The sequence below is a fragment of the Thermosynechococcus sp. B1 genome, assembly GCF_030322985.1.
Classification (GTDB): Bacteria; Cyanobacteriota; Cyanobacteriia; order Thermosynechococcales; family Thermosynechococcaceae; genus Thermosynechococcus.
In genome coordinates this window covers 2192973-2217252 of sequence record NZ_CP096573.1, presented here as the reverse complement: position 1 = coordinate 2217252, position 24280 = coordinate 2192973, and the positions used below count along the sequence as shown (strand labels likewise).

Genomic DNA, 24280 nt, shown 5'->3' with positions numbered 1-24280 from the left:
GTATTCTTGGTCAGACAACCTCTAGTGTATCGGTAGGGGTTGCCCTTGCTGTTGGCGGAAAACCGATCTCTCCATCGCCTCCCAAAGAGTGACAATGACGGTATTGGCCATCAGAAATCCTTCTGGCTGGGTCAAGTGCAGGCGATCGCCCGTCAAAGAAAGCATCTCTGGAGACATGTTTGCCGCTGCTGCTTGTAGGGCTTCAACCCACGACATCGGAAATTCATCCGCTAGAGCAGCTAAAGAGAGGCCATCCCTGAGGCGCAAGCCCAGCATGAGGGTTTCCAACCAGCGATCCCACAGGGCATCTGGACTGACTTGATTGAGGCTCTCGGGTAAACTTTGCAGCCATTGATAGTATTCCCGGCGGGTACGCGGACGGCTGAGGCGACGATGCCCGAGATAACTGGTGGCGCCCATGCCAAAGCCATAGTAGGGTTGATTGCGCCAATAGACTTGATTGTGACGACAGGCAAACCCCGGTCGGGCATAATTGGAAATTTCATAGTGCTCATACCCTGCTGCTGTTAGCCTCTTGTGGGTAAGGCAGTAGGCGGCAGCGGCTTGCTCTTGAGTGGGTAGGGAGTCTGTTTCGGGTTGATAGCGTTTGCTAAAGACGGTTTTGGGTTCAATGATCAGGTCGTAGATGGATAGATGGGCAGGGTTGAGGGCGATCGCTTGCTCTAGGGAGCGTTGCCAACGCTGCAGGGATTGATTCGGTAGCCCCAAAATGAGATCCATGCTCCAATTTTTCACCCCAACCTCGTGAATCAGAGCCACTGCACGCTCAACATCGGTCACATCGTGACTACGGCCACATACCCGCAATAGCTCATCGTCAAAGGCCTGTACACCCAAGCTGACGCGATTTACCCCTACTTTGAGATAGCCCTGCAATTGTTTTAAGTCAAAGGTTCCCGGATCCATTTCCATAGAAATTTCTGCCCCTTGGGCAATGCCTATTTGGCGATCGAGGGCTTCCAGCAGTTGGCCAATGTATTGCGGCGGGACTAGAGACGGTGTTCCCCCCCCAAAAAAAATCGTTTGGAGCGGTAGCCGCTCAGCAGGGGTATGGGCAATTTCTTGACAGAGTGCAGCCACATACTCTTGGATAAGTGATTCTGCCAGTGTCGGAGAATCCCCCACTACCGTAATCGGAAAGTCACAGTAGAAGCAGCGGCGCCGACAAAAGGGTAGATGAATGTATGCGGCTCTAGTCATTGTTTTCTTAACTGGTTTGTGATGAAATCTGGCTAGGCAGCCGACCTTTGGCAACCAATAGCTCCCATGCCCGCAAAACAGCGACCAAATCAGAGGCAAGGCGGTATTCATTGGCTTCAGCAAAGCGCACCGTTGCGGTGGGGGTCGAGACGAGATGAATAGGCACCGGTCGTTCTACGGGTGTGGGTACAAAGTCAAAGCCATTGAAGCGCTCAAACCGGCGATCGCTCAACAATTGATTAAATTGACTGACTTGAGCAGGTGTCACTGTGCGTAGGGTGCGGCTGAGGGTTTCCCCGCGAGCATTGGTGGTTTGCTGCACAATCCGACCATCGTTATAGAGCAGTGTTGTTGTCGTTGAGGGTGAACGATTTCCAGAGGCATCACTTTGCCGAATCACGCGAAAACTTACACCCTCAGGAAGGGGGGGCGGCAACTCTTCTGGACTCAGGCGTTGGGGGCGCTGAATCAGGGTGCCGATCATTCGACTGCCAGCGGCATCCCAAAGAATCAGGGAACCACTTTGATTGGTGCGATAGACCCACTGTTGGGGATAGGGAGCATTGCGATTCGTCAGGGTAATTTCCCAACCGGGGGTTAAACGCTCAGCACAATCAACCCGCAATCCCCCCAAGCCCAAACAGCCATCGGACCAAACTTTGGGCTGAACTTGAACCACGCTAATTTGCTCTAGTTCCTCACCAAACTGCTCGGCAGCGATCGCGATCGCCCGCGTAATGATCTCTGGAGCTGGTGTTGCTGCTTGCACCACAAGAGGCACTGCCACTGCCAAGAGGGATGTCCAACCATTCATTAACAAAGTCTCTACCCTTTGACCATCATCATAAAAAAAGACCGCCCCCGATGAAGAGGCGGTTCCTTTAACTAAACGCTAGTTAGAGTTGCTCTAGGAATTAGCCGTTGATGCTAGGAGCAATCATGGCCACAGGAGCAGACTCAGCGCTGGCCAAGTCGAGGGGGAAGTTGTGAGCATTGCGCTCGTGCATCACTTCCATACCCAAGTTGGCACGGTTGATGATGTCAGCCCAAGTGTTGATCACGTTGCCTTGTGCATCCACAACGGAGTGGTTGAAGTTGAAACCGTTGAGGTTGAAGGCCATCGTGCTGATACCCAGAGCGGTGAACCAAATACCGATCACCGGCCAAGCGGCGAGGAAGAAGTGCAGCGCACGGCTGTTGTTGAAGCTGGCGTATTGGAAGATCAAGCGACCAAAGTAACCGTGGGCAGCCACGATGTTGTAGGTTTCTTCCTCTTGACCGAATTTGTAACCGTAGTTTTGAGACTCGGTTTCGGTGGTTTCACGGATCAGGCTGGAGGTCACCAGCGAACCGTGCATGGCGGAGAACAGAGCACCACCAAAGACACCAGCCACACCCAGTTGGTGGAAGGGGTGCATAAGGATGTTGTGCTCAGCTTGGAACACAAGCATGAAGTTGAAGGTACCAGAGATACCCAGGGGCATCCCGTCAGAGAAGCTGCCTTGACCAATGGGGTAGATCAAGAACACAGCGGTAGCGGCAGCCACAGGAGCGGAGTAGGCCACGCAGATCCAAGGACGCATACCGAGGCGGTAGCTGAGTTCCCACTCACGACCCATGTAGCAGAAGACACCGATCAAGAAGTGGAAGATGATCAGTTGGTAAGGGCCACCGTTGTAGAGCCACTCATCAAGGGAAGCAGCTTCCCAAATGGGGTAGAAGTGCAAGCCAATGGCGTTGCTGGAGGGGACAACCGCACCCGTGATGATGTTGTTGCCATAGATCAAGGAGCCAGCAACAGGCTCACGGATGCCATCGATGTCCACAGGGGGAGCAGCGATGAAAGCAATCACGAAGCAGATGGTAGCAGCGAGCAGAGTGGGGATCATCAACACACCGAACCAGCCCACATAGAGGCGGTTGTTGGTGCTGGTAACCCAGCTACAAAATTGCTCCCACAGGTTCAGTTGCTCGCGACGTTGTAAAACAGTCGTCATAGTGATAAGTCCTGTTGAACAAGATGAATGAATGTTACAAACCGTTTACAATCCCAAATCGAGTCCCTGAGAGACCTCAGGCGCACCCGCTGGTGTTGTGCAACGGAATGTAACCTTATATTAATCAATCTCTTAGGAAAATGTAAAGGGTTGTGTCTGAATTTTATATTCTGTTAATGATTTCTCAGGGATCAGGGGTGTCCTCGCGCGATCGCTGGCTGGGAATCCAAGTAATGGGTAAGGTCAATAGATAACTGGTTAAGGTGGCGATCGTAATCAAGGGCAGCATTGATGTATGGGAAATCACCGTCAGAATCACCGCCAGCCCCAAAGGTGTTTTGGTCACCACCACCGTGATTGCCGCCATCATGCCAGCCAAGGCCACACTCAAGGGTGTATTCGGGAGTGCCTCATGTACGGCCATGCCCACACAAGCACCTACAAAAAATAGGGGAAAGACGACCCCCCCACGGAAGCCCCCCCGCAGACAGAGACTCAGGGCAACCAGCTTAAAGAAAGCGACGCTCAGCAGAATGCCAATGCTGTAGCGGTTGACCACTTGGATGACTTGTTCAATTTGCCGCTCACCGTAGAACAGGGTGATCGGATGCATCAGGGCAATCAAACCAATCAGAAAACCCACCGCCACAATTAAGACAAGAGGATATTGTCGATAGGGGTTCAGCCAGCGTTGAATCTGCCGATCTACAAGGATAAAGAGCGTTCCCACCGCCGCACCAATGATGCCGAGCAACACTGCAAAGCCAATATCCTCAGGACGCAGCGTATCGTAGGCAGGGAACCGATAAATGTCACCAATGGTTGTGCCTGTAATGACCCGAAAAAGGGTAAACCCAGCAGCCGCAGAAATCAGGGCTGGAATGATTGCCTCATAAAACTCCACACTGCGGCGATGGGGGACTTCCAAAACAAACAGTGTGGCGCCGAGGGGGGACTCAAAAAACACGCCCATGCCCGCTGCCATACCGCAGAGGGTGAGAATACGGGTGCTCTTTGGGGGTAGATGCAAACGCTCCGCGAACCAACTGCCCAAGCCGCCATTGATATCAATCATGGGACTTTCAGGGCCAGCACTACTGCCAAACAGCAAAGATAGGCTAGAAGCCAATGCCATACCCGGTAGAAAGCGATAACTTAACCGACCCTCGTGGTGTAACTCTGCGATCGCATCCGCGAGTCCCTCCGTTGCCCCAAAGAATTTGACCGATAAGCCCACCAACAAGCCACCAAAGGCCGTCAAAAGCGGCATGTAAGGATAGAGGTGCGCCCACGTGCCAATGCTCACTTGGCTAGGATCAGTCCCCCACAACAGCGCAAACCCCAGCTTAAGAGCGAGATAAAAGGCCGTGGCCACGCAGCCACCAAACAGACCAACGATTAGGGCATACAGGAGCAAACAAGGGTAAGGGCAGGAGGCTCTGGCCATAGAAGAAGAGTTAGCGGCGCCGCCACCAGACAAAAACGGCTGAGCCAAACCCGACAAGGGGCAGCAGAAAGACACTGATAATCTCTAGCCAACGACTGGTGGTGACATTGAGTTGAAGGCGGCGATTGGTGGTTTCACGCGGACGAATGGAGAGTGCTTTTTGGTCGCGATCGCCCAACCAGAGCACGGAATTGACAAAGAGATCACTATTAATCCCTTGGTAGGCAATCACGCCATCGGTGGCAAACTCCGAATCCCCAAAGACCACCAAGCGGGCTTCCTTCGGTGGGTTATCACTCAACTGACGGGTAATCGCTACACCAATCGGCAGCGGCCCTTTGGTATCTACACCTTCAGTGAATTCAAGGTTGCCCGACTGCCAGTCGGTTTCCGCCCAAGTTTGCGGGCCCGAGAGGGCAATTTCCACAATGTCATCATCCTTCACAGGATCAATGCGAATGGCTTGCGCGCGGGGAAAGACACTCGGACCTTGGGCAAAGCGTTGAGTAATCGGGTGATTGCCATAGGTGGTGACAATAATCGTATCGGGACCGAGTCCCACCTGTTGACCCACACCAGAGCCGTCAATCACCCAGCGATTATCGAGGGTGAGTCCCCAGTTTTTCAGTAAATCATCTAGACCGGCGTTGACATCAACATCGAGCATTAGCAACAGGCTACCACCCCGATTCAGGTACGCCTTGAGCAGATCCTGCTCCAGACGCAAAAAGGGTTGCCGCGGTCCAGCGACCACAATGACATTGGCATCTTCGGGAATTTTGCCCTTCTCCAGCAAATTCAGGGGCAGGAGTTCCACATCTCGCTGCTCAAGAAGTTTAGCCACTTCACTGAGACTGGCGGAGCCACCTGTGAGGGGAAGTTCATTGTGCCCCGTGGTGAAATAGGCACGGATCGTGCGATCGCTGGTCACACGAATCAGGGCAGGGGTGAGGTTACTTTCGGAAAGGTCTTCATCAATGCGCTGCGTTTTCTCGCCCGCCACAACAATCACTTGCCCCACTTGCGTCACGTTGTACTTTTTAGCAAGGGCGGGTTGCTCTTGGGGGTCAATGAACTCGAAGGAAAATTGGTTATTGGCCTGACGGCGGTACTGTTCCAACAGCAGGCGATCGCGACTGGCGGCATTGGCATCAAACACCAATACCCGCACCGGCTGCTCCAGAGTTTGCAGAACATCACGGGTTTCCGCTGCTAAGGTAAAGGCACGGTTTTCGGTGAGATCGATTTCAACACTGTAGCGATCGGCCAAAAAATTGACGATGCCCAATAGAGCAATCACCGCAATCACAGTCAGGATGGCATTCGTACTGGTTTGGGTAGAACGCCGCCCCCAAAACCCTGTGGAGACACGACTTTGCTGGATCAGCCACAGCAGTAGGGCAATCCCCCCCAAAGCTAAAAGGCTCAAGGGTAACCAATTCCAGCGATTCGTGACGATGCCAGCACTCAAGCCAGCAATGATCAAAAGTGGCGCCGCCCACAGCAATACCGTGGTCAATCGTTCAGGTGAGCCTAGGGCAAAGCGTTTCATGACCGGTACCCCCTAATTGCGCTGGTAACGAAAGGCATCAATGGACTGTGCCGTGAGGAAAATGCCGAGGAAAATATAACTACCAAAGACAACAAGACTACTGCTGCGGAAAATTCCCCGTGTCAGGTTGGTAAAGTGCTCTAGGGGTGAGACGTAGGTGAGGATATCACTGAGATTCCCGCCGGTATTTTTAGCCAAGACATCGAGTACCCAGAGAATCAGCAACACCGCAAACCCCAAAATGGCCGCTAGGATCGTGCTATCGGTCAAGGATGAGAGAAACATCCCCAAGGAGAGAATGGCTGCTGCTAAAAGAATCAATCCGCCATTGCCCGCAAGAATTAGCCAAGGGGAGAGGGGGGGCGTACTCTGTTGGAGCGCCACAAACTGATAGACAATCACAGGCAGCAACAGCGTGGTATAAAACGTCAGCACTGCCAAGAGTTTACCCGTTGCCACACACCAGTTCGTAATCGGTGAGGTGGCTAAAAGTTCGAGGGTGCCGCGTTTGCGCTCTTCGGTGTAGAGTCCCATCGAGAGCATGGGCAAAATGACTTGGGAAATGGAGCCGAGGAGTCCAAGGAAACTTTCGAGGATGAGCTTGGGAACGTCAATGGCTTGGCTCGGCGCCCCAAACTGTTGTTGCAGCAAATCCTGCTGAGCTACTTGGCTAATAATTGTCGTCATCACAACGAGGAAAAACAGGCCGCTGAGCAGCCAGAACACCCCGGCAATCACATAGTAGAAGGGGGCACTAAAGTAACTCTGGAGTTCGCGGCGATAGATGGCAAGAATGTTAGCAAGGAGGACACGCAGCCCGTGGAGGGAAACGCTAAGCATGGGCTTCTTCGGTGGTATCGCTGGGTTCATCGGTCGTTAGCTTCAAGAACACCTCCTCTAGGTTGGCACGGGAGCGGCGCATTTCAAAGAGTTGCACCCCATTTTGGACAAGGAGACTGGCGAGATCGGCACCGATTTCTGAAGGACTGCTGACCTGAAGTTGCTGTCGCCCTTGGGGAGTGCTATTGCCCCATGTGATCTGTTGCAGAGCAGGCAACTGTTGGAGGAGGGATTCAATAGCGGCGCGATCGCCCAAGAGTTCGAGGTCATAGGTGTAGCTACCGCTGAGGCGTTGCAGCAGTTCATCCAGTTTGCCAATGCCCGCCACTTCGCCTTTATTGATAATCACGGCGCGATCGCAGGTCATGCTCACTTCCGCCAAAATATGGGTGGAAAGAATCACTGTATGCTGTCCCGCCAAGTTTTTAATCAGGTTGCGCACCTCAATAATTTGACGCGGATCGAGACCCACCGTGGGTTCATCCAGAATGATGGCTGGCGGATCGTGAACGATCGCTTGGGCAATGCCGACCCGCTGCCGATAGCCCTTCGAGAGTTTGCGAATAATGGTCTGTTGCCGATCCCAGAGGCCGCAGCTTTTGAGAGCATATTCCACCCGCTGGGGGCGATCGCCCGCACTGACGCCCTTGATGCGAGCCACAAAGTGCAAATAGCCCGCCACCGTCATTTCCGTATAGAGGGGGGGATTTTCTGGCAGATAGCCAATGCGCTGCCGCACCGCCATCGGATTCGTGTGGACTTCATAGCCTGCAATAGATGCTGTGCCACTCGTTGCCGGTAGATACCCCGCCAAAATCCGCATTGTGGTGGTTTTGCCTGCGCCATTGGGGCCGAGGAGACCGAGAATCTCACCACTGGCCGCTGAAAAGCTGACATCCCGCAGCGCGACGGTTGTACCGTAAACCTTGGTCAGGTGTTCGACCTGAATCATGGCGTTTCCTCAACTCGTTCTACGGGAAACATTGACACACAATGTAGCCGTTTTCCTCATCAAATACTGAGGACTTGGATAGTGGTATTTTGGGGCAGATTGGCTGCCGATAGACTGAGGGAGGCACCCCCACTGCGGCGAACCGGGGTTCCCTCCATAACTTTCAAAAAGTCCTCTAGCCCTGTCAGATCACAATTATTGGGGTCAGCCGCTGCCGTCCGATAGTGGGAAGGAATGACCAAACGGGGTTGCAAAACTTCAACGGCTGCCTTGGCCTCCTCAGCCCTATAGGCTTTGTCACTTCCTCCCACTGGCACAATCATCACATCAGGCCGTCCCATGAGAATGCGTTGTTCAATCGTGATCGGCATGGCAATGCCGCCCATGTGCAGGAGATTGATGCCCCCCTGCTGCCAGCGCCAAACCACGTTGACGCCAAAGCGAAAGCCACCGACGCGATCATGACTGGTGCGGATGCCCTGAATACTCAAACCATTGACTTTATAGGAACCGGGTTGAAAAAGCAGTTTAGGCCGACCGGGTAAGCCTTCGATGTAGCCCTCGTCTAGGAGGCGACTACTGATCATGACAATATCCGCAGTGACACGGGGAGGCCGCAATCCTTTGGTGCAACCAATGGGACGGAAGGGATTCACCAGTACCCGCTGACCACTGCCGGTGAAGAGAAAGCAGGTGTGGCCAAACCATTGCAGAGAGAGACCCCCCCCTTGGGCATGGGCTGCCCAGTGTCCACTCAGGCTGGCGATCGCCCCAACTTGAGCCAAACGCAAGAACTGCCGCCGTTCCATTTTCTCTCCCCACACTCCTATTCCAGCTCAGTGTACCGAAAAGTGGCTGGCTCACAACGATGGACTGGACAGCCGTCGCAAAAAGTTCCGTAGCAGGTCTTTGCCGCAGGTGGTGAGAATGCTCTCCGGATGGAATTGCACCCCTTCCAGCGTCGGATATTGGCGGTGGCGCACCCCCATAATCAGGCCATCCTCTGTCCAAGCCGTAATTTCCAATACATCAGGGCAACTGTCACGATCAATAACAAGGCTGTGGTAGCGGGTTGCGGTAAAGGGTTGGGGCAAATTTTGGAACACCCCCACACCACTGTGGTAAATTTCTGACGTTTTGCCGTGCATGAGGGTTGGTGCGAGCGTCACCGTGCCGCCGAAAACTTCACCAATCGCTTGATGTCCCAAGCAAACCCCCAAGATGGGTAGTGTGCCAGCATAGGTGCGGATCAGGGCTTCGGAAATCCCCGCATCGGCAGGGCGACCCGGGCCGGGGGAAATCACAATACCCGCAGGGGCGAGGGCAGCGATCTCATCGAGGGTGATCTTGTCGTTGCGAAAGACCCGCAGATCCGCAGCAACTGGGAACTCCTGCGCTAGCTCTCCTAGGTACTGGACAAGGTTGTAGGTGAAGCTGTCGTAGTTATCAATAACGATAATCAAGGGAGAGGTGTCCTCATCATCTTCGATGCTTTGTGTTTTGATCCTACTACCCAAGGGGTTGAGGCAATGGTGCAACTATGGTGTCAGGGACGCTGTTTTCCCTCGGTAGCAGCGGTGATCTTTGATAAAGATGGCACATTAGCAGATGTTGCCCATTACCTGCGGTGGGTGGCGATCGCCCGCGCTGTGAAAATTGCTGAACACTTTCCCAATCTCAAAGCGTTGCTACTTCAGGCCTTTGGGGTGATCGGCGACCATCTCGATCCCACTGGATTACAAGCGGTGGGGACACGGCAGGAGAACCAAATTGCCGCTGCAGCCTTTGTGGCCACACAGGGAATTCCTTGGATTGCTGCCTTAGAACAGGCAAATGCCGCCTTTACTGCCGCAGAGCGAGAATTTACTGCCAAAGCAGCGTTTACACCACCCCTGCCGGGGGTCATTGAACTCGTGCAACGGCTCCATGGGCAAGGATGCGCGTTGGCGATTATCTCTAGCGATCGCAGGTCGGAAATCGAGGCTTTTTTAGACACCTATCACCTGAAGCCCTTTTTCCAATGCTGGCAGGGGGGAGATGAGCCACCCACGAAGCCCGATCCGCAGGTACTCCTGAGGGTGTGCGATCGCCTTGGGGTGCGACCCAATCAAACCGTGGTTATTGGCGATGCCGATAGTGATGGCCTCATGGCACAGCGGGGGGGTGCAGCGGGCAGCATTGGTGTTACGTGGGGTTGGCATCGGCCACCAGTGCTCAATTACTGTGATTGCATCCTTGCCTCACCCTTGGAGATGCAGATTAGTGCTGACTGAGAACTAATTAGACTCAGTGGTGATTGAGGGTTACTCGCAATGAGTCAAGCATAATTAAGGCGGTAGTGGAGATAAACCTCATTGCCCACGGGCAAGACATTCAGGAGCATCAACCTCCCTGAGAAGGCAATCTCCTCTGGATAGAGGCTAGGCGCTACCGACCCTAGGAGGAGGGGGCAGAGGGTCAACCACAACTCGTCAATGGCAGCCATCTGCAACAGGGAGGCGAAAAGCTGTCCTCCTCCCAACACGGCCAAGGTTTGCACACCAGCCTCTTGAATGTGCCTAAACGCCTGCGGCCAGTCAATCTCCGCCACCCCAGCAGACCAACAGTGATCAAAGGCAGTGGATCCTTGCCAGCGGCTGGCGCCTTTCTCGGTGGTCAGTAAGGCACGGTGAATCGGCTGGCGAAAGAAAGGGAGATTGAGATCGAATTCACCACTAGCGGAGCAGACAATTTGCAGCGGTTGGGGCGATTGCCCTTGGTGCTCACGCTCAGCAATCAGATGGGGAGACTGAAGGCGCATCGCTGTCCCCCCCAAACGCAATGTTGTCGCCCCAAAGAGTACGGCATCCACCTGTGCCACCTGCTGTTCAAGGTGCTGAAAGTCATAGGCCGAGGCAATGCGCTGACCCAAAGCATCGGCGCGAGCAAGGCGGCCATCTAAACTACTGGCCAAAACTGCAATTGTGTAGGGGCGAGAAATCGGCTGGAGCTGGCTCAAGGGATCATGACTTTTTCAGTCGCTGGCGCAGGCGTCTCATTGAGCAATTCTAGCCGTTGCTGGCTGACGGGATCACTGGGAAAAAAATTATCTCTCCCCTCTTGCACCAGTAGCTCCGTACAGGGGATCATGTCGGAGAGAATTGCACTTGCCATCATGCCGCTGTGAACTTCCAGTTGTCCTGCCCGTGGCGATTCAAATACCAGTCGCTGCCCCGGAAAAACAACCCGCTCGAAATACCAGTTGGCAATATTTGTAATCCGCACCACCTGAATTTTGCTGGTGGCGTTGACATAACAGCAGAGGATGCGATCGCAACTATCGCTAGGGACAGGATCAAAGATTTGCGGCATAGGAAGTAATGGTTTGTTATAGGACGTGTCTTTACCCTTGTTAGCCTAACATTGCCAATTCGATCCAGTTGTAAACTCAACTACAGGATGGACAGTTCATCCTTTCCTTGAGTTCCGGTGATCCCCTGTTGGAAAGGCGCAAATGTGTTAAAACCTAAACAGCGATAGAGATTTATTAAGAATTTAGCGTTTCCATAGATCTTGGGCTAGCCTATGTCCCCGCGTGTCCTTTACGTCCGTCTCCCCTGCAATCCCATTTTTCCCATTGGCGTGGTTTATCTGGCTGACTACATCCACAAGCAACTGCCAAGCATTGAGCAGCGGATTTTTGATCTGGGGACGGTACCGCCCTTGGATTTTCGTCGTGCCCTTGCCCAAGTCATTGATGAATTTCAACCCACGCATCTGGTTTTTTCTTGGCGGGATATTCAAATCTATGCCCCTGTGGGGGGACGGGGCGGCAATCCACTGCAACATGCCTTTGAGGTCTATTACGCCCGCAATCCCTTGGTGAAGCTACGGGGGGCGATCGGGGGTCTGCGGGTGATGAGTGCCTACTATGGTGAACTCTGGCGAAACCTCAATTTAATCCGTTTGGGACTCCACCATGCCAAGCGTCACCATCCGCAAGTCACGACCATTGTCGGTGGCGGTGCCGTCAGTGTTTTTTATGAACAATTGGGGTCTCAATTGCCCAAAGGCACCATTGTTTCCGTTGGTGAAGGGGAAACGCTGCTGCACAAAGTCCTAACGAGCCAGCCAATTGCCGGGGAGCGTTGCTACATTGCGGGTGTTGAAAAGCCCCGCGATCGCCTCATCCACGAATGGCCAACCCCCATCGAAAAAACCGCCTGCAACTACGACTACATCGAGACGATTTGGCCAGAATTTGAGTATTACCTTCAGGGAGGCGACTTTTATATTGGGGTGCAAACCAAGCGCGGCTGTCCCCACAACTGCTGCTACTGCGTCTATACCGTGGTTGAAGGCAAACAGGTGCGCATTAACCCCGCTGAAGAAGTCGTCGCCGAAATGCGCCAGCTCTACGATCGCGGTGTGCGCAACTTTTGGTTTACCGATGCCCAGTTTATCCCCGCTCGCAAATTTATCCCCGACGCGATCGCCCTGTTGCGGGAAATCCTCAAAGCCGGCATGAATGATATTCACTGGGCGGCCTACATCCGTGCCGACAACCTCACCCCCGAACTGTGTGAGCTAATGGTGCAAACGGGGATGAACTACTTTGAAATCGGCATTACCAGTGGCTCCCAAGAACTGGTGCGGAAAATGCGCATGGGCTACAACCTGCGAACGGTGCTGCAAAACTGTCGTGATTTGAAAGCCGCCGGGTTCAACGCCCTCGTTTCTGTGAATTACTCCTTCAATGTCATTGACGAACGCCCTGAAACGATTGCCCAGACCATTGCCTACCACCGCGAACTGGAACGCATTTTTGGTGCAGATAACGTTGAGCCAGCCATTTTCTTTATTGGCCTGCAACCCCATACCCACCTTGAGGAGTACGCTCTCGAGCAGGGCATTTTGCGCCCCGGCTACAACCCCATGAGCCTCATGCCTTGGACTGCTAAGAAATTGCTTTGGAACCCCGAACCGATGGGATCCGTCTTTGGGGAAGTGTGCCTTGCGGCTTGGCGCCTCAATCCCAATGACTTTGGCCGCACCGTCATGGATCTACTGGAGGAGCGCTTTGGCTGTGCCCCCTTGGCGGAGGCCTTGTCTGCGCCTCTTGAGGAACGCCCTTTGGTGCATCGTTAAAAAAAGCGCGATAAAATGACCATTCCCCCTTAGAATGTTTCCTAGATCATTTCTGGCAATGAGTTAGTAAACAGAGGAAGGGATCAGGTGGTTAGAGTCGCTATCAATGGTTTTGGGCGCATCGGTCGGAACTTCATGCGTTGCTGGTTACAGCGGAAAGCCAATAGCAAGCTAGAGATTGTAGGCATCAACGATACCTCCGATCCCCGCACCAATGCCCATTTGCTGAAGTATGACTCAATGTTGGGCATTTTCCACGATGCCGAAATCAGTGCTGACGACGACTGCATCTATGCCGGTGGCCATGCGGTCAAATGTGTGTCCGATCGCAACCCTGAAAATCTGCCCTGGAGCTCGTGGGGAATTGACCTCGTTATTGAGGCCACGGGGGTCTTTACCAGCCGCGAGGGCGCGAGCAAACACTTAAGTGCAGGGGCAAAAAAAGTTCTGATTACCGCGCCCGGCAAAGGCAATATCCCCACCTATGTGGTCGGGGTGAATCACCACACCTACAATCCCAGTGAAGACATCGTCAGCAATGCCAGTTGCACCACTAACTGCTTGGCGCCGATTGTCAAGGTGCTCCATGAAACCTTTGGCATTCAGCAGGGGATGATGACGACGACCCACAGCTACACGGGGGATCAACGCCTACTCGATGCCAGTCACCGCGATCTGCGGCGGGCACGGGCAGCAGCGATGAACATTGTGCCCACCTCTACGGGGGCTGCTAAGGCAGTCGGATTGGTGATTCCCGAGTTGCAAGGTAAGCTGAACGGGATTGCCCTGCGGGTACCCACCCCCAATGTTTCTGTAGTGGACTTTGTTGCTCAGGTGGAAAAACCCACCATTGCTGAGCAGGTGAACCAAGTGATCAAAGAAGCCTCTGAAACCACCATGAAGGGGATTATCCACTACAGTGAATTGGAACTGGTGTCTTCCGACTATCGGGGTCACAACGCCTCCTCGATTTTGGATGCGTCCCTCACGATGGTGATGGGGGGCAATCTAGTGAAAGTGGTGGCTTGGTACGATAACGAGTGGGGCTATAGCCAGCGGGTTCTGGACTTGGCAGAGCACATGGCCGCTCACTGGGCTTAGTCGTTTCATTTTAAGGATTGGTTCGCAACTCACGATGCAAGATAAATCGATGTTAATGATTCCGGGTCCGACGCCGGTACCGGAGTCAGTTCTTCTGTCCCTCAGCAAACATCCCATTGGCCATCGCAGCGGTGACTTTAGCGAGATCATGGCGGCGGTGACGGCAGGGTTGAAATGGCTGCATCAGACTACGAACGATGTGCTGATTTTGACCGCCAGTGGCACAGGGGCAATGGAGGCCGGGATCATTAACTTTCTCAGTGCGGGCGATCGCGTCCTTGTGGGCTGTAACGGTAAGTTTGGCGATCGCTGGGGGGAAGTGTGCGATGCCTACGGCCTCAAAACCGAGCGCATTAGCGCCCCTTGGGGACAACCCCTCAACCCCGATGACTTCAAAGCCGCCCTTGAGGCGGACAGTGCCAAAACGATTAAGGCGGTCATCATTACCCACAGTGAAACCTCCACAGGGGTGATCAACGACTTAGAGGCGATCAACCGCCATGTCAAAGCCCACGGCCAAGCCCTGATCATTGTGGATGCCGTCACCAGCCTAGGAGCAGTCAATGTCCCCGTTGATGAGTGGGGGTTGGATGTAGTTGGCTCTGGCTCCCAAAAGGGCTATATGATTCCGCCGGGGTTAGCCTTTGTTAGTGTGAGTGCCAAGGCATGGGAAGCCTACAAAACTGCTACACTACCGAAGTTCTATCTTGACCTTGGCAAATACCGCAAAGATGCCGCCAAGAACACAACCCCCTTTACGCCACCGGTGAATCTCTTCTTTGCCCTGAAGACCGCACTGGAGATGATGCAAGCGGAGGGCTTAGAGAATATCTTTGCCCGTCACCAGCGCTTGATGCAGGCCACCCGCGCCGCCATGAAGGCGCTCAACTTGCCCCTCTATGCGCCAGATCACTGTGCCAGTCCCGCGATTACGGCGGTGGCACCCCAAGGGGTGGAGGCCGAAAAGATTCGCAGCCTGATGAAAAAACGCTTTGACATTGCCCTAGCTGGCGGTCAAGATCATCTCAAGGGGCAAATTTTCCGAGTCGGTCACTTGGGCTTTGTCAGCGATCGCGATATTTTGGCAGCCATCAGTGCTCTTGAAGCCGTGCTTGGCGAATTGGGGTACAGCAACTTTAGCCCCGGCGCTGGGGTAGCCGCCGCCAGTCGTGTATTGACCACGGCCTAAGTGATGGAGCCTTGGTTACAACCACTGGCCGTCCAGCAGGCACGACGCATTTGCGCCAGTTTTCAACAGTGGACAGGGCGATCGCTCCTGCCGCAGCCTGCTGAGGATGATTTGGGTTTGGCGCAACAGTTGTTCCACTGGTCACAACCAGTGCTGTCCCACGGCTGTGAGACGGATCCCGTTCTCAACTATGGCAACCACGCCGCTCTCACCCTGTGGGAACTCTCTTGGCCAGAACTGGTGCAACTGCCTTCGCGGTTGACGGCGGAACCCATGGCTCAAGAAGAACGCGCGAGACTTCTTGCTGCAGCAGCCCGCCAAGGCTATGCCAACAACTACAGTGGTGTTCGCATTTCTCGTTCTGGGCGGCGGTTTCGCATTGAAAATGCTTGGATTTGGACGGTTTTGGATGAGACGGGCAATCCCATAGGACAAGCAGCAACGTTTAATCAATGGCAGTTCCTGTAGCATTGATCTAACCACTCGCGTGTAAGTTGCTGTACAAGGTTGTCCATGAAAGAACTCCTTGCCCATTGGTTGCATCAGGTTCAAGCCTTCCGCTATCATCGCCGCACGACGGAAAGCCTCAATCAATTGATTCAGATACTGTATGCTGAATCCCATTTGAGCGTTCCCTATGTGGTCTTGATTGTTACGTCCTGCGCAATCGCCACCTTTGGTTTGCTCGCCAACAGTGCCGCTGTGATTATTGGGGCGATGGTGATTGCACCGCTGATGCTGCCGATTCGCGGATTGGCCTTAGCCGCTCTCATTGGCGACTTCAAGATGTTTCGTGAGGCAGGGATTGCCTTGATTGTCGGCACCCTCATGGCCATTGGCATGTCTTGGACGATTGGTGTCATGGTGGGTCTTGAGATCTATGGCAGTGAGATCATGGCCCGCTCCCAACCTAATCTGCTGGACTTGGGCATTGCGGTGGCCGCAGGTGCCGTGAGTGCCTATGCGGTGGCGGAACCCCGTATTTCAAACACCTTGGCGGGGACAGCGATCGCCGTTGCGCTCATGCCGCCCGTTTGCACCGTTGGCCTTGGGATAGCGCAGTTGAATACGAGTCTGAGTGTAGGTGCAACGCTGTTATATTTCACAAACCTGTTAGGAATTACGCTGGCCTGCATGGTAGTTTTTGTCATTGTGGGCTATATCCCTCTGCACCAAGGGCACCGTCCCCTCACCATTGCCGCTGCCCTCACCGGTCTGTTGGTGATTCCCCTTGCCATTAGCTTCAGTCGGCTCATTGAACAAGCGCGGTTGCAACAGCAAGTACGAGAGGCGCTCATTCGCGGAACGCTGACATTTCAACGCCTCGATCTGTTGGGCATGGAGACGAATTGGGTCAGTAACCCACCCGTGATTCGGGTCAATGTGCGTGCCCGCGAGCCGGTCACCCCAAAACAAGTGGCACTCATGGAAGAGTTTATCCAACAGCGGATGAATCGCTCTTTTCGTTTAGTCCTACAGGTGTCTAGCATTGAAGAGGTCACCTCAGGGGAGCCGTTGCCCTAATTTTTTGAGCGTTAAGCCAAAATGTTAGACTATTGAGATTGCAGCTGATCTTTGGTTGCATCTGTCTTTTGTCAACGCTTTCCATTGACGCATGAGTGACTTTCTCCCCTACGCCTATCTCAACGGTCAGTTTGTTCCCTTTGCAGAGGCCAAAATTTCTGTGGCCACCCATGCCCTCCACTACGGAACAGCCGCCCTAGGAGGCTTGCGCGGTCTCCCCAATCCGGCCAATTCCAAGGAAATTCTCCTCTTTCGGCTGGAGGATCACTGTCGTCGCCTCAGTCGCAGTGCCCACTATTTGGGCTATGAATTGCCCACCAGCGAGATTAAGTCGAAAATTGTTGCATGGGTGCAAAAAAACCAACCCAGCGTGCCCTTCTATATTCGGCCTTTGGTCTATACCTCTGGGCTAGGCATTGCGCCACGGCTCCATGACATTGAGAAGGATTTTCTTATTTACGGCATGCCCCTTGGCGATTACCTGTCAGCTGCAGGCGTTACCTGTCGCATTAGTTCATGGCAGCGGCAGTGCGATCGCTCCTTCCCGTTGCGGGGCAAGCTGACCACCTCCTATATTGTCTCGGCACTAGCAAAAACAGAGGCTGTTTCCTCTGGCTTTGATGAGGCGATTCTCCTCAACGATCAAGGGAAAGTCTGTGAAGCGTCGGGGATGAATCTCTTCTTGGTGCGGGATGGGCAATTGATTACGCCGAGCGTGGATCAGGATATTCTGGAGGGGATTACGCGCCGCAGTGTGATTGAACTAGGGCAAGCAGCCGGTGTCAAGGTGATTGAGCGGCCTGTGGATCGTACGGAACTGTTGATCGCCGATGAGGTCTTTTTGACCGGCACGGCTGCGCGAATTGTGCCCGTCAGTCGGATTGAGACCTACACGCTGCCGAGCGATCGCCCCCTGACACGCCAACTGCAAAAACAATTACAGGCCATTGTTGAAGGCCGGGAGCCACAGTATCGCCACTGGGTTGATGTCATTCCCCTCTAGCTCAAAGGTTCGTAATCCGCTTAGGTGAGGTACTTACACAGACTTAATTCAGTTCCTTTCGGGTTCCAATAGACCTCATCAAAGATGGCATAGATCAAAAATAAGCCCCGACCACATTCACAGTCGGCGGCTGGCAACAACTCATCAGCGGTCTCAGAAACATTACTAGGAGGAGAGAAACCATCCCCCTGATCTGTAATCACCCACCAGCATTGATCGGGAGAAAAGGTATAACGGACAGACACCAGCTTTTCGGGATTGAGTTGATTGCCGTGGCGAGCCGCATTGACGAGGGCTTCTTGGAGACCTAGCCTAATTTCATCTTTGTACTGGGGGGGAAGATCACTGAGTAGAATCTCTAGGATGGGTTGGAGAAAAAGTGTCGAGGGAAATGCTAGGGTTTGCCACTGAGGCGCAACGTACATTAACGTCATAGACGGCATAACCCGCGAAGGATAACTGGGCAGCGGGATACAGTTCCGAGACTGACGAGAGTCATTGGCGGATAACCGAACCCCTCTTCCTCTAGCTTAGCAAGGGAGTTGTTGCTCGCACAACCGCTGCCTGTCCTGCCAATGATTCAGTCCACTAGTGCAGGCGATCGCCAAAATAGCGGCGGTAAAGATCACAGCGCACCTTAGCTAAATTTCCCTCTAGGGTAATCAGTCCCAAACTGTGGAGCTTAAAGCCAACAGTGCTGTCCACGACACTGCCACTCTCCACTTGCAAAATATTCCTAAAAGCAGGCACCAGTTCCGCCTGCTGCTGGAGATGCCACCACTGCCGCCGCAGGTGATCTCGATATAACCCCGTTTCTGAGGCCGCATTGGCTATTAACGCCTGCCATGTCAAGTCTTGGCGAGCAAGATGGTAAAGGCTCAGGCGAATCAGATAGGGATGCCCCCCCACCAAGTGCTGAAGTTCTTGGATCTGCGCCTCTGAAAGGGTCAAACCATGGAGGCGACACAACTCGGCGATTTGTTCTTGATTAAATTCGGGCAGGTCAACGGCTAAGCCAACGTTAAAGGGGGACTGGTTGATGTCAAGGGGAATATAAACCTCGGTGCCATGAACCACAATTAAGCGCAGGTTGCGCCAAATATCGCGGTTTTTGCCCTCCTCATGCCACGCCCGCAATAGGCCAAAGAAGTCACTGGCCACCTCTGGGTATTCAAACACCCGATCCACTTCATCGAGACCCAAGACAAGGGGACGACCCTCAAACTGTGTCCCCGCTTTTTGGCAATTGGGTAAGAGATACTCCTCAAAGTAGGCGGTACAGTTGTATTTACTGCCAAAAATGTCATCCCAATACTCATTGAGGCGGTTTTCTAGCCCTAATCGCCGCCCCACACTGGCACAGAGCCAGCGCAGGAGTTTTTCCAAATCACTGAAGACTTGGGCATCCGCCAGCTGAAAACTGAGGGGAACAATGCCATAGCCCTCTTGGGTCGCGCGGTACAGCAGCCGTGCCATGAGTGAGGTTTTGCCCATTTGACGGGGGGCTTTGATGCGAATCAGGGAGCCGGGTTGCAAGAGGGTTTCACGACAGCGTTGCTCGATGGGGGGGCGCTCAATATAAAACGCCGAGGCCACTTCCACCTGCCCTTCTGGGAGTTCTGGCTCAGCCACGGGAACAGGCGCACCATCACCCACCAATGTGCCAATTTGCGCAGATTCAGCAATGGTTTCTTGGGCGGCATCGCTACTGGTGGCTACAGGGGCAGTAGTCGCATTCACCAAGTCGAGAATCTCTTGCAGCAGGGTGTCGGTGTCCGCTGGCGATCGCCAGAAGCGCTGTTGTAGGCGATGCAGGTAGCCCCGCAACTCATAGTTCAAGGGCATATCTAGCGGAAAATTGACCCGTACCGGCAGAATAAAGGGACGGCGATCGCTCCGTTGGGCTTGCAACTGCTTGACCGTGCGGACTTCCTCAAGCACCATTTCACTTTGCGCCGCCGTTTGTGAGAGCAACAGAACAAAGAAATCACACCGCTTTAGCTCCTGATCAATCCGCTGTGCCCATGCCTCCCCAAGGCGGATACTTTGGCTGGCCATAAAGGGTTGGTGACCCGCTTTTTGCAACACCTCTTGGAGGGCACTGGCCAACTGCAAATCGGTGCCGTCACTGGAGTGACTGATAAAAACATGGCGACCTTGGTTGGAAAGGGCGGCGGTGGCTGCCGCTGGAGAGGACACTGGTTTCGGTTCGGTGACTTGTGGCGGCAGCGGGGAAACAGCGGGTAGTGGACGGGGCGGCACTGTAGAAGCACCCTGATCCTCCCTTGGCGATCGCGCAGCGCGCCCTTCGGGCGATCGCCAGAGGTCTTGAACAGGAGTTTTGAGAAATTTGCCAAGGCGAAACCAAAAGGATTTGGGCACCTCCACCTGTTGCAGGCTGGCAAGGGCATCGGTAGCCGTGGCAAAGCGCTCGTAGGGAGAAGGGTGAATTAGTTTATTGACAAACTGCACTAGGCGATCGCTCACTGGTTCAGCAGCTTGCCAACACCAACAACCGTAGGGGTCTTGGGTGAGTTGCAGAGGACTCAACCCCGTCAATGCCTGTACCGCCACCATCCCCAAGGCATAGAGATCGCTGGCCGGACGCGGACGCCCTTGGGCTTGCTCTGGGGCCATATACCCTGGTGTGCCAATGGCAATTGTCTGTGGATTGGTCTCTCCCACCAAGGTACCGCCACCAATGGAGACCCCCATCTCCTTCACTGCCCCAAAATCAATGAGCACTAAGCGGTGATCCGATTGGCGACGAATCAGATTATCGGGTTTAATATCGCGGTGGATAACACCACATTGATGCACAAAGGCCAAAACCCGCAGGGCATCTTGGAGCAACGCCATCACCCGTGCCTCTGACCACGCACAGCCCGGCAACAATTCGTGCCGTAGGACTTGACCCTCAATGAAGTCTTGGACAAGGTAAAATTCTTTGTCTTCCTCAAAGTAGGCAAGGAGGCGGGGGATTTGCTCGTGACTGCCCAGCCGCTCTAGAATTTGTGCCTCCCGCTGAAAGAGCGATCGCGCCAAAGGGAGAAAGGCCGCATCCGTACGGGCGGGGCGCAGGTACTTAACCACACACTTGGCACGAATAGGACGGTGAATATCCTCAGCGAGAAACGTTTGGCCAAAGTTCCCAGCCCCTAAAACTCGAATCAATTTGTAGCGCCCGCCAAGGGTTTTCCCAATCATGGTAATTACGTTTTACTGGTTTCTGTGGTTGTTGATATATTTTGGCATAGTCTTTCCCGCCCCCTGCCGAAGGCTCACTAGCTGGCGAACGCCACTGGTTCTAAAAGCAACCCTGCTGCCAAGCAGAGGTCTGGGGAAATGGGTATTTGCATTTTGCACCTGCTGCTGAAATCAGGGAGAGAGGAAGCTTACAGTCTGAGGGGAATGATTTGACCAAAGAGGCCGAGGCTCCAGACGGTGTCAATGGGCAACTCTGTCACAAAGAGGGTGGCAACGCCAAGGTTATAGGATTGGGTGTTGTAGGCGATGTAGCGTTCAATGTCTTCTGCTGGGCGGGATTCCAGTTGATCGCAGACTTCCAAAGCCACTTGGGCGATCGCGCTATCGCGATTGATGATCTCTGGACACACTTGAGTCAAAAGGAAGGTGTTCATTTCCGCTGCGGCGCGGCGTTGATAGTCGGCAGGGGTGGGATTAGTGAGACAGGCCGCAATAATCCCCAAGAGCAAGAAGGCGCCACCGCCCCACCAAAGAGGGCGTGCCACGACTTGGGAAAGGAGAGGCACTTTCATAAGAGAGTTCTCTATGCTATGCTAGAAGACTAGCTCAGGAAGCATGGCGAGCGTAGCCAAGTGGTTAAGGCAGTGGATTGTGGTTCCACCATTCGTGGGTTCGAGTCCCATCGCTCGCCCTTTATTCTAGTGGATGATGTACCGAGCGGGTGTATCCGTGACACGACGGTTACTGTGGGGATGTCTGGTACTGTTGTTGAGCCTGCTGCTGGTTGCCTGTGGCGGTGATCAGCCTCGCCAAGGGGATGACAGTATTGTCATTGGTACCACGGCTCGCCTGCGCACCCTAGACCCCGCTGATGCCTACGAAAATTTGGCGGGACTGCTGCTGTTGAATTTGGGCGATCGCCTCTATAGCTACGAAGGCAAAGACCTCATTCCCCAACTGGCCACAGCGCTACCTGAAGTGAGCGAGGATGGCCTGACTTACCGCATTCCCCTGCGGCGGGGGGTTCGCTTCCACGATGGCACACCGTTTAATGCAGCCGCCATGGCCTTTTCCCTTGAGCGATTTATGAATAGTGGTGGCCAACCCGCCTCCCTCTTGGCCGGGCGCGTTAAGGAAATTCAGGCGATCGCGGAGGACTTACTGGAAATTCGCCTCAAGGAACCCTTTGTGGCTTTTCCCCATTTGTTGGCCTTTAGCGGCTTGTGTGCCGTTTCGCCGACGGCCTATGGTGCAGCGGGCGATGGCTTTTTGCCGACGCAGTTTGTGGGCACAGGCCCTTACCGTTTAGCGGCCTACAGTACCGATGGGGTACGCCTTGAACCCTTTGCCGACTATTGGGGAACCAAGCCCCAAAATACGGGGATTCGCCTGCAAATCTTTTCCAGTAGCGCTAATCTCTACAATGCCTTTCGCACGGGGGCAGTCGATGTGGCGATCGGTGCGCTCGATCCCAATCAAATTCGCGCCCTCAAGACTCAAGCAGCAACAAAGCACTGGCAGGTCATTACCGGGGCAGGTAATGCTGTCACCGTCTTAAGCATTAATTTGCGCCAGCCCCCTTGGGATCAATTGGCGGCGCGGCAGGTGTTGGCCGCCAGTGTCAATCGTCAACGCCTCGCGGAACGGGTCTTTTTGGGGGAAGCAGAACCCCTGTACTCCCTGGTGCCCAGTTTATTTCCTGAGAGTGAGCCTGTTTTTCGCGATCGCTATGGAGACGGCGATTCGAGCCAAATAGACCACTGGTTGGAGAACACGACCATTTCACCACAGCAGCCCTTGGTGGTCAACCTTTGGTACCGTGCCAATGTTCCCAGTAATGTCTTGGCGGCAACGGTTCTTAAAGCCTCATTAGAGCGGGATTTGGGCGATCGCGTGCAGGTGCAATTGGACAGCGCTGACTCGGCTACGATCTACCGCAATTTAGACAGTGGGGCTTACCCCTTGGTCTTGCTCGATTGGTATGGTGATTTTTACGATGCTGATAACTACCTTGAACCCTTCCTGAGTTGCGATCGCGGTTCTGTGGAAACAGGCTGCGACAGTGGTGCCAGTGCGGCGTGGGGATCCTTTTTCTACAGTCCTGAGGCCAATGACCTCATTGTTGCCAGTCGCCGTGAGGTCAATCCCCAACGCCGTGGACAGCTCTTGCGCCAGCTTCAGGAACTCAATGCCGCGGCAGTTGCTTTTATACCCCTGTGGCAGAGTGAAACCACCCTCTTTGCTCAAGGGAACTTGCACGGTTTAACACTGGATGTCAACCAACTCTTTGCCTTTGCGCCCCTTCGGAAAAACCTATGAGTCCCCGCAAACAACGCTTGGATAGTCTCCTTGTGGAGCGGCACCTGTGTGAGAGCCGCCAACAGGCACAACGCTGGATTCGCGCTGGGGAAGTGCAGGTCAACCATGTCCCCATTGATAAGCCGGGCACACTGGTGGCAGTGGATGCCACGATTCAGGTGAAGGCAAAAGCCGCCTATGTTTCGCGGGGGGGTGAAAAACTTGCCCATGCCCTAGGGGTCTTTCCTGTGGTGGTGCGCGATCGCGTGTGTTTAGATGGCGGTATTTCCACGGGCGGCTTTACGGATTGTCTGCTGCAAGCGGGCGCCAAACGGGTCTATGGCATTGATGTCGGCTATGGCCAAGTGGATTGGAAACTGCGCCAAGACCCCCGCGTTATCCTCAGGGAACGCACCAACCTGCGCTATTTAACCCCCGCTGATCTCTACACTGACGATGCGCCCCGCCCCGATCTCGGCGTGGTGGATCTCTCTTTTATTTCCCTGACTAAAGTTTTACCCGCCCTATGGGAATTACTGCTGCCGCCGCGAGAGCTAATTGCCTTAATTAAGCCGCAATTTGAAGTGGGGCGCGATCGCCTCGGCAAACATGGTGTGGTGCGCGATGCCAAGGCGCGTCAAGAAGCCGTGGATCAGGTGATTGCCGCCGCCGAAGCGTTGGGGTGGCAGTGCCACGGTGTGACTCCCTCGCCGATTTTAGGGCCTGCGGGCAATCAAGAGTTCCTCGCCTATTTTTTCTGTCGTGCTGTGGAAAATGCTTCCCTAGAGAACGAGATGGTATCATCATCCTGACAAAAATGAT

23 protein-coding genes and 1 tRNA gene are annotated in these 24280 nt (G+C 54.0%); 10 read left to right on the top strand and 14 right to left on the bottom strand.

Annotated features, from left to right (window positions below; all coding sequences use genetic code 11):
• Positions 1–21: 21 nt before the first annotated feature.
• The 9 genes from hemW to M0644_RS10970 form a co-directional block, all read right to left on the bottom strand.
• Positions 22–1221, bottom strand: coding sequence for a radical SAM family heme chaperone HemW (gene hemW / locus M0644_RS11010; RefSeq protein ID WP_286625707.1), 1200 nt, complete (start codon positions 1219–1221; stop codon positions 22–24).
• Positions 1222–1228: 7 nt separating this feature from the next.
• Positions 1229–2035 (bottom strand): hypothetical protein, encoded by an 807-nt coding sequence (locus M0644_RS11005; RefSeq protein ID WP_286625706.1) that lies wholly within the window; start codon positions 2033–2035, stop codon positions 1229–1231.
• A gap of 100 nt (positions 2036–2135) precedes the next feature.
• Positions 2136–3218, bottom strand: a complete 1083-nt coding sequence (psbA, locus tag M0644_RS11000; protein ID WP_181495653.1) for a photosystem II q(b) protein — start codon at positions 3216–3218, stop codon at positions 2136–2138.
• 184 nt (positions 3219–3402) lie between these two features.
• Positions 3403–4665 (bottom strand): chloride channel protein, encoded by a 1263-nt coding sequence (locus tag M0644_RS10995; protein WP_286625705.1) that lies wholly within the window; start codon positions 4663–4665, stop codon positions 3403–3405.
• 10 nt (positions 4666–4675) lie between these two features.
• Positions 4676–6217, bottom strand: a complete 1542-nt coding sequence (locus tag M0644_RS10990; RefSeq protein ID WP_286625704.1) for a Gldg family protein — start codon at positions 6215–6217, stop codon at positions 4676–4678.
• 12 nt (positions 6218–6229) lie between these two features.
• Entirely contained in the window at positions 6230–7057 is an 828-nt protein-coding gene (locus tag M0644_RS10985) for an ABC transporter permease (protein WP_255521494.1), read from the bottom strand.
• Positions 7050–8009: an ABC transporter ATP-binding protein gene (locus M0644_RS10980; protein ID WP_286625703.1), complete on the bottom strand. Its 960-nt coding sequence runs from the start codon at positions 8007–8009 to the stop codon at positions 7050–7052. Before M0644_RS10980 ends, M0644_RS10985 begins: the two co-directional genes overlap by 8 nt.
• A 59-nt stretch (positions 8010–8068) precedes the next feature.
• A complete protein-coding gene (locus M0644_RS10975; protein WP_190278075.1) occupies positions 8069–8818 on the bottom strand; it encodes an MBL fold metallo-hydrolase in 750 nt (249 codons plus the stop codon).
• A gap of 51 nt (positions 8819–8869) precedes the next feature.
• Complete coding sequence (locus M0644_RS10970) at positions 8870–9472, bottom strand: aminodeoxychorismate/anthranilate synthase component II (protein WP_286625701.1); 603 nt, start codon at positions 9470–9472, stop codon at positions 8870–8872.
• 66 nt (positions 9473–9538) lie between these two features.
• On the opposite strand from M0644_RS10970, the gene M0644_RS10965 reads away from it, so the two are divergent.
• Positions 9539–10282: an HAD family hydrolase gene (locus M0644_RS10965; RefSeq protein WP_286625700.1), complete on the top strand. Its 744-nt coding sequence runs from the start codon at positions 9539–9541 to the stop codon at positions 10280–10282.
• 44 nt (positions 10283–10326) lie between these two features.
• On the opposite strand, the gene M0644_RS10960 is transcribed toward M0644_RS10965, so the two are convergent.
• On the bottom strand, positions 10327–11007 hold the full coding sequence (locus M0644_RS10960; protein ID WP_286625698.1) for a RibD family protein: 681 nt from the start codon (positions 11005–11007) through the stop codon (positions 10327–10329).
• Positions 11004–11360 (bottom strand): DUF1830 domain-containing protein, encoded by a 357-nt coding sequence (locus tag M0644_RS10955; protein WP_149820800.1) that lies wholly within the window; start codon positions 11358–11360, stop codon positions 11004–11006. The genes M0644_RS10960 and M0644_RS10955 overlap by 4 nt, the downstream gene beginning before the upstream one ends.
• Before the next feature lie 213 nt (positions 11361–11573).
• Here M0644_RS10955 and M0644_RS10950 point away from each other — a divergent pair, with 213 nt between their 5' ends.
• The 6 genes from M0644_RS10950 (at position 11574) to M0644_RS10925 (ending at position 17953) form a co-directional block, all read left to right on the top strand.
• Positions 11574–13136, top strand: coding sequence for a photosystem II high light acclimation radical SAM protein (locus M0644_RS10950; protein ID WP_286625696.1), 1563 nt, complete (start codon positions 11574–11576; stop codon positions 13134–13136).
• 87 nt (positions 13137–13223) lie between these two features.
• Positions 13224–14237 carry a type I glyceraldehyde-3-phosphate dehydrogenase gene (locus M0644_RS10945; RefSeq protein ID WP_149820796.1) on the top strand — a complete coding sequence of 338 codons (1014 nt, stop codon included), beginning with the start codon at positions 13224–13226 and terminating at the stop codon, positions 14235–14237.
• A gap of 34 nt (positions 14238–14271) precedes the next feature.
• Positions 14272–15426, top strand: a complete 1155-nt coding sequence (locus M0644_RS10940) for an alanine--glyoxylate aminotransferase family protein (protein WP_149820794.1) — start codon at positions 14272–14274, stop codon at positions 15424–15426.
• 3 nt (positions 15427–15429) lie between these two features.
• The gene (locus M0644_RS10935) at positions 15430–15894 is read left to right on the top strand and encodes an MEKHLA domain-containing protein (RefSeq protein ID WP_286625694.1); all 465 of its coding nucleotides are present in this window, start codon (positions 15430–15432) and stop codon (positions 15892–15894) included.
• Between the two features lie 45 nt (positions 15895–15939).
• Entirely contained in the window at positions 15940–16950 is a 1011-nt protein-coding gene (locus tag M0644_RS10930) for a DUF389 domain-containing protein (protein ID WP_286625693.1), read from the top strand.
• Positions 16951–17041: 91 nt separating this feature from the next.
• On the top strand, positions 17042–17953 hold the full coding sequence (locus tag M0644_RS10925; RefSeq protein ID WP_149820790.1) for a branched-chain amino acid transaminase: 912 nt from the start codon (positions 17042–17044) through the stop codon (positions 17951–17953).
• A gap of 20 nt (positions 17954–17973) precedes the next feature.
• On the opposite strand, the gene M0644_RS10920 is transcribed toward M0644_RS10925, so the two are convergent.
• From M0644_RS10920 to M0644_RS10910, 3 genes are all read right to left on the bottom strand, one after another.
• Entirely contained in the window at positions 17974–18378 is a 405-nt protein-coding gene (locus tag M0644_RS10920) for an ATP-binding protein (RefSeq protein ID WP_226971953.1), read from the bottom strand.
• Between the two features lie 163 nt (positions 18379–18541).
• Positions 18542–21160, bottom strand: a complete 2619-nt coding sequence (locus M0644_RS10915) for an AAA-like domain-containing protein (protein ID WP_286625691.1) — start codon at positions 21158–21160, stop codon at positions 18542–18544.
• Positions 21161–21348: 188 nt separating this feature from the next.
• On the bottom strand, positions 21349–21732 hold the full coding sequence (locus M0644_RS10910; protein ID WP_286625689.1) for a DUF4359 domain-containing protein: 384 nt from the start codon (positions 21730–21732) through the stop codon (positions 21349–21351).
• 46 nt (positions 21733–21778) lie between these two features.
• On the opposite strand from M0644_RS10910, the gene M0644_RS10905 reads away from it, so the two are divergent.
• The 3 genes from M0644_RS10905 (at position 21779) to M0644_RS10895 (ending at position 24270) form a co-directional block, all read left to right on the top strand.
• Positions 21779–21851: transfer RNA gene (locus M0644_RS10905), tRNA-His, on the top strand.
• A gap of 14 nt (positions 21852–21865) precedes the next feature.
• Positions 21866–23479: an ABC transporter substrate-binding protein gene (locus tag M0644_RS10900; RefSeq protein WP_399373902.1), complete on the top strand. Its 1614-nt coding sequence runs from the start codon at positions 21866–21868 to the stop codon at positions 23477–23479.
• Entirely contained in the window at positions 23476–24270 is a 795-nt protein-coding gene (locus tag M0644_RS10895; protein ID WP_149820775.1) for a TlyA family RNA methyltransferase, read from the top strand. Before M0644_RS10900 ends, M0644_RS10895 begins: the two co-directional genes overlap by 4 nt.
• Positions 24271–24280 lie beyond the last annotated feature (10 nt).

What these genes read in the sequence shown, in the direction of transcription:
- hemW (WP_286625707.1), bottom strand. Translation starts at nt 1,221, where the DNA reads ATGACTAGAGCCGCATACATTCATCTACCCTTTTGTCGGCGCCGCTGC.
- M0644_RS11005 (WP_286625706.1), bottom strand. Translation starts at nt 2,035, where the DNA reads ATGAATGGTTGGACATCCCTCTTGGCAGTGGCAGTGCCTCTTGTGGTG.
- psbA (WP_181495653.1), bottom strand. Translation starts at nt 3,218, where the DNA reads ATGACGACTGTTTTACAACGTCGCGAGCAACTGAACCTGTGGGAGCAA.
- M0644_RS10995 (WP_286625705.1), bottom strand. Translation starts at nt 4,665, where the DNA reads ATGGCCAGAGCCTCCTGCCCTTACCCTTGTTTGCTCCTGTATGCCCTA.
- M0644_RS10990 (WP_286625704.1), bottom strand. Translation starts at nt 6,217, where the DNA reads ATGAAACGCTTTGCCCTAGGCTCACCTGAACGATTGACCACGGTATTG.
- M0644_RS10985 (WP_255521494.1), bottom strand. Translation starts at nt 7,057, where the DNA reads ATGCTTAGCGTTTCCCTCCACGGGCTGCGTGTCCTCCTTGCTAACATT.
- M0644_RS10980 (WP_286625703.1), bottom strand. Translation starts at nt 8,009, where the DNA reads ATGATTCAGGTCGAACACCTGACCAAGGTTTACGGTACAACCGTCGCG.
- M0644_RS10975 (WP_190278075.1), bottom strand. Translation starts at nt 8,818, where the DNA reads ATGGAACGGCGGCAGTTCTTGCGTTTGGCTCAAGTTGGGGCGATCGCC.
- M0644_RS10965 (WP_286625700.1), top strand. Translation starts at nt 9,539, where the DNA reads ATGGTGCAACTATGGTGTCAGGGACGCTGTTTTCCCTCGGTAGCAGCG.
- M0644_RS10955 (WP_149820800.1), bottom strand. Translation starts at nt 11,360, where the DNA reads ATGCCGCAAATCTTTGATCCTGTCCCTAGCGATAGTTGCGATCGCATC.
- M0644_RS10950 (WP_286625696.1), top strand. Translation starts at nt 11,574, where the DNA reads ATGTCCCCGCGTGTCCTTTACGTCCGTCTCCCCTGCAATCCCATTTTT.
- M0644_RS10940 (WP_149820794.1), top strand. Translation starts at nt 14,272, where the DNA reads ATGCAAGATAAATCGATGTTAATGATTCCGGGTCCGACGCCGGTACCG.
- M0644_RS10935 (WP_286625694.1), top strand. Translation starts at nt 15,430, where the DNA reads ATGGAGCCTTGGTTACAACCACTGGCCGTCCAGCAGGCACGACGCATT.
- M0644_RS10930 (WP_286625693.1), top strand. Translation starts at nt 15,940, where the DNA reads ATGAAAGAACTCCTTGCCCATTGGTTGCATCAGGTTCAAGCCTTCCGC.
- M0644_RS10925 (WP_149820790.1), top strand. Translation starts at nt 17,042, where the DNA reads ATGAGTGACTTTCTCCCCTACGCCTATCTCAACGGTCAGTTTGTTCCC.
- M0644_RS10920 (WP_226971953.1), bottom strand. Translation starts at nt 18,378, where the DNA reads ATGTACGTTGCGCCTCAGTGGCAAACCCTAGCATTTCCCTCGACACTT.
- M0644_RS10915 (WP_286625691.1), bottom strand. Translation starts at nt 21,160, where the DNA reads ATGATTGGGAAAACCCTTGGCGGGCGCTACAAATTGATTCGAGTTTTA.
- M0644_RS10910 (WP_286625689.1), bottom strand. Translation starts at nt 21,732, where the DNA reads ATGAAAGTGCCTCTCCTTTCCCAAGTCGTGGCACGCCCTCTTTGGTGG.
- M0644_RS10900 (WP_399373902.1), top strand. Translation starts at nt 21,866, where the DNA reads ATGATGTACCGAGCGGGTGTATCCGTGACACGACGGTTACTGTGGGGA.
- M0644_RS10895 (WP_149820775.1), top strand. Translation starts at nt 23,476, where the DNA reads ATGAGTCCCCGCAAACAACGCTTGGATAGTCTCCTTGTGGAGCGGCAC.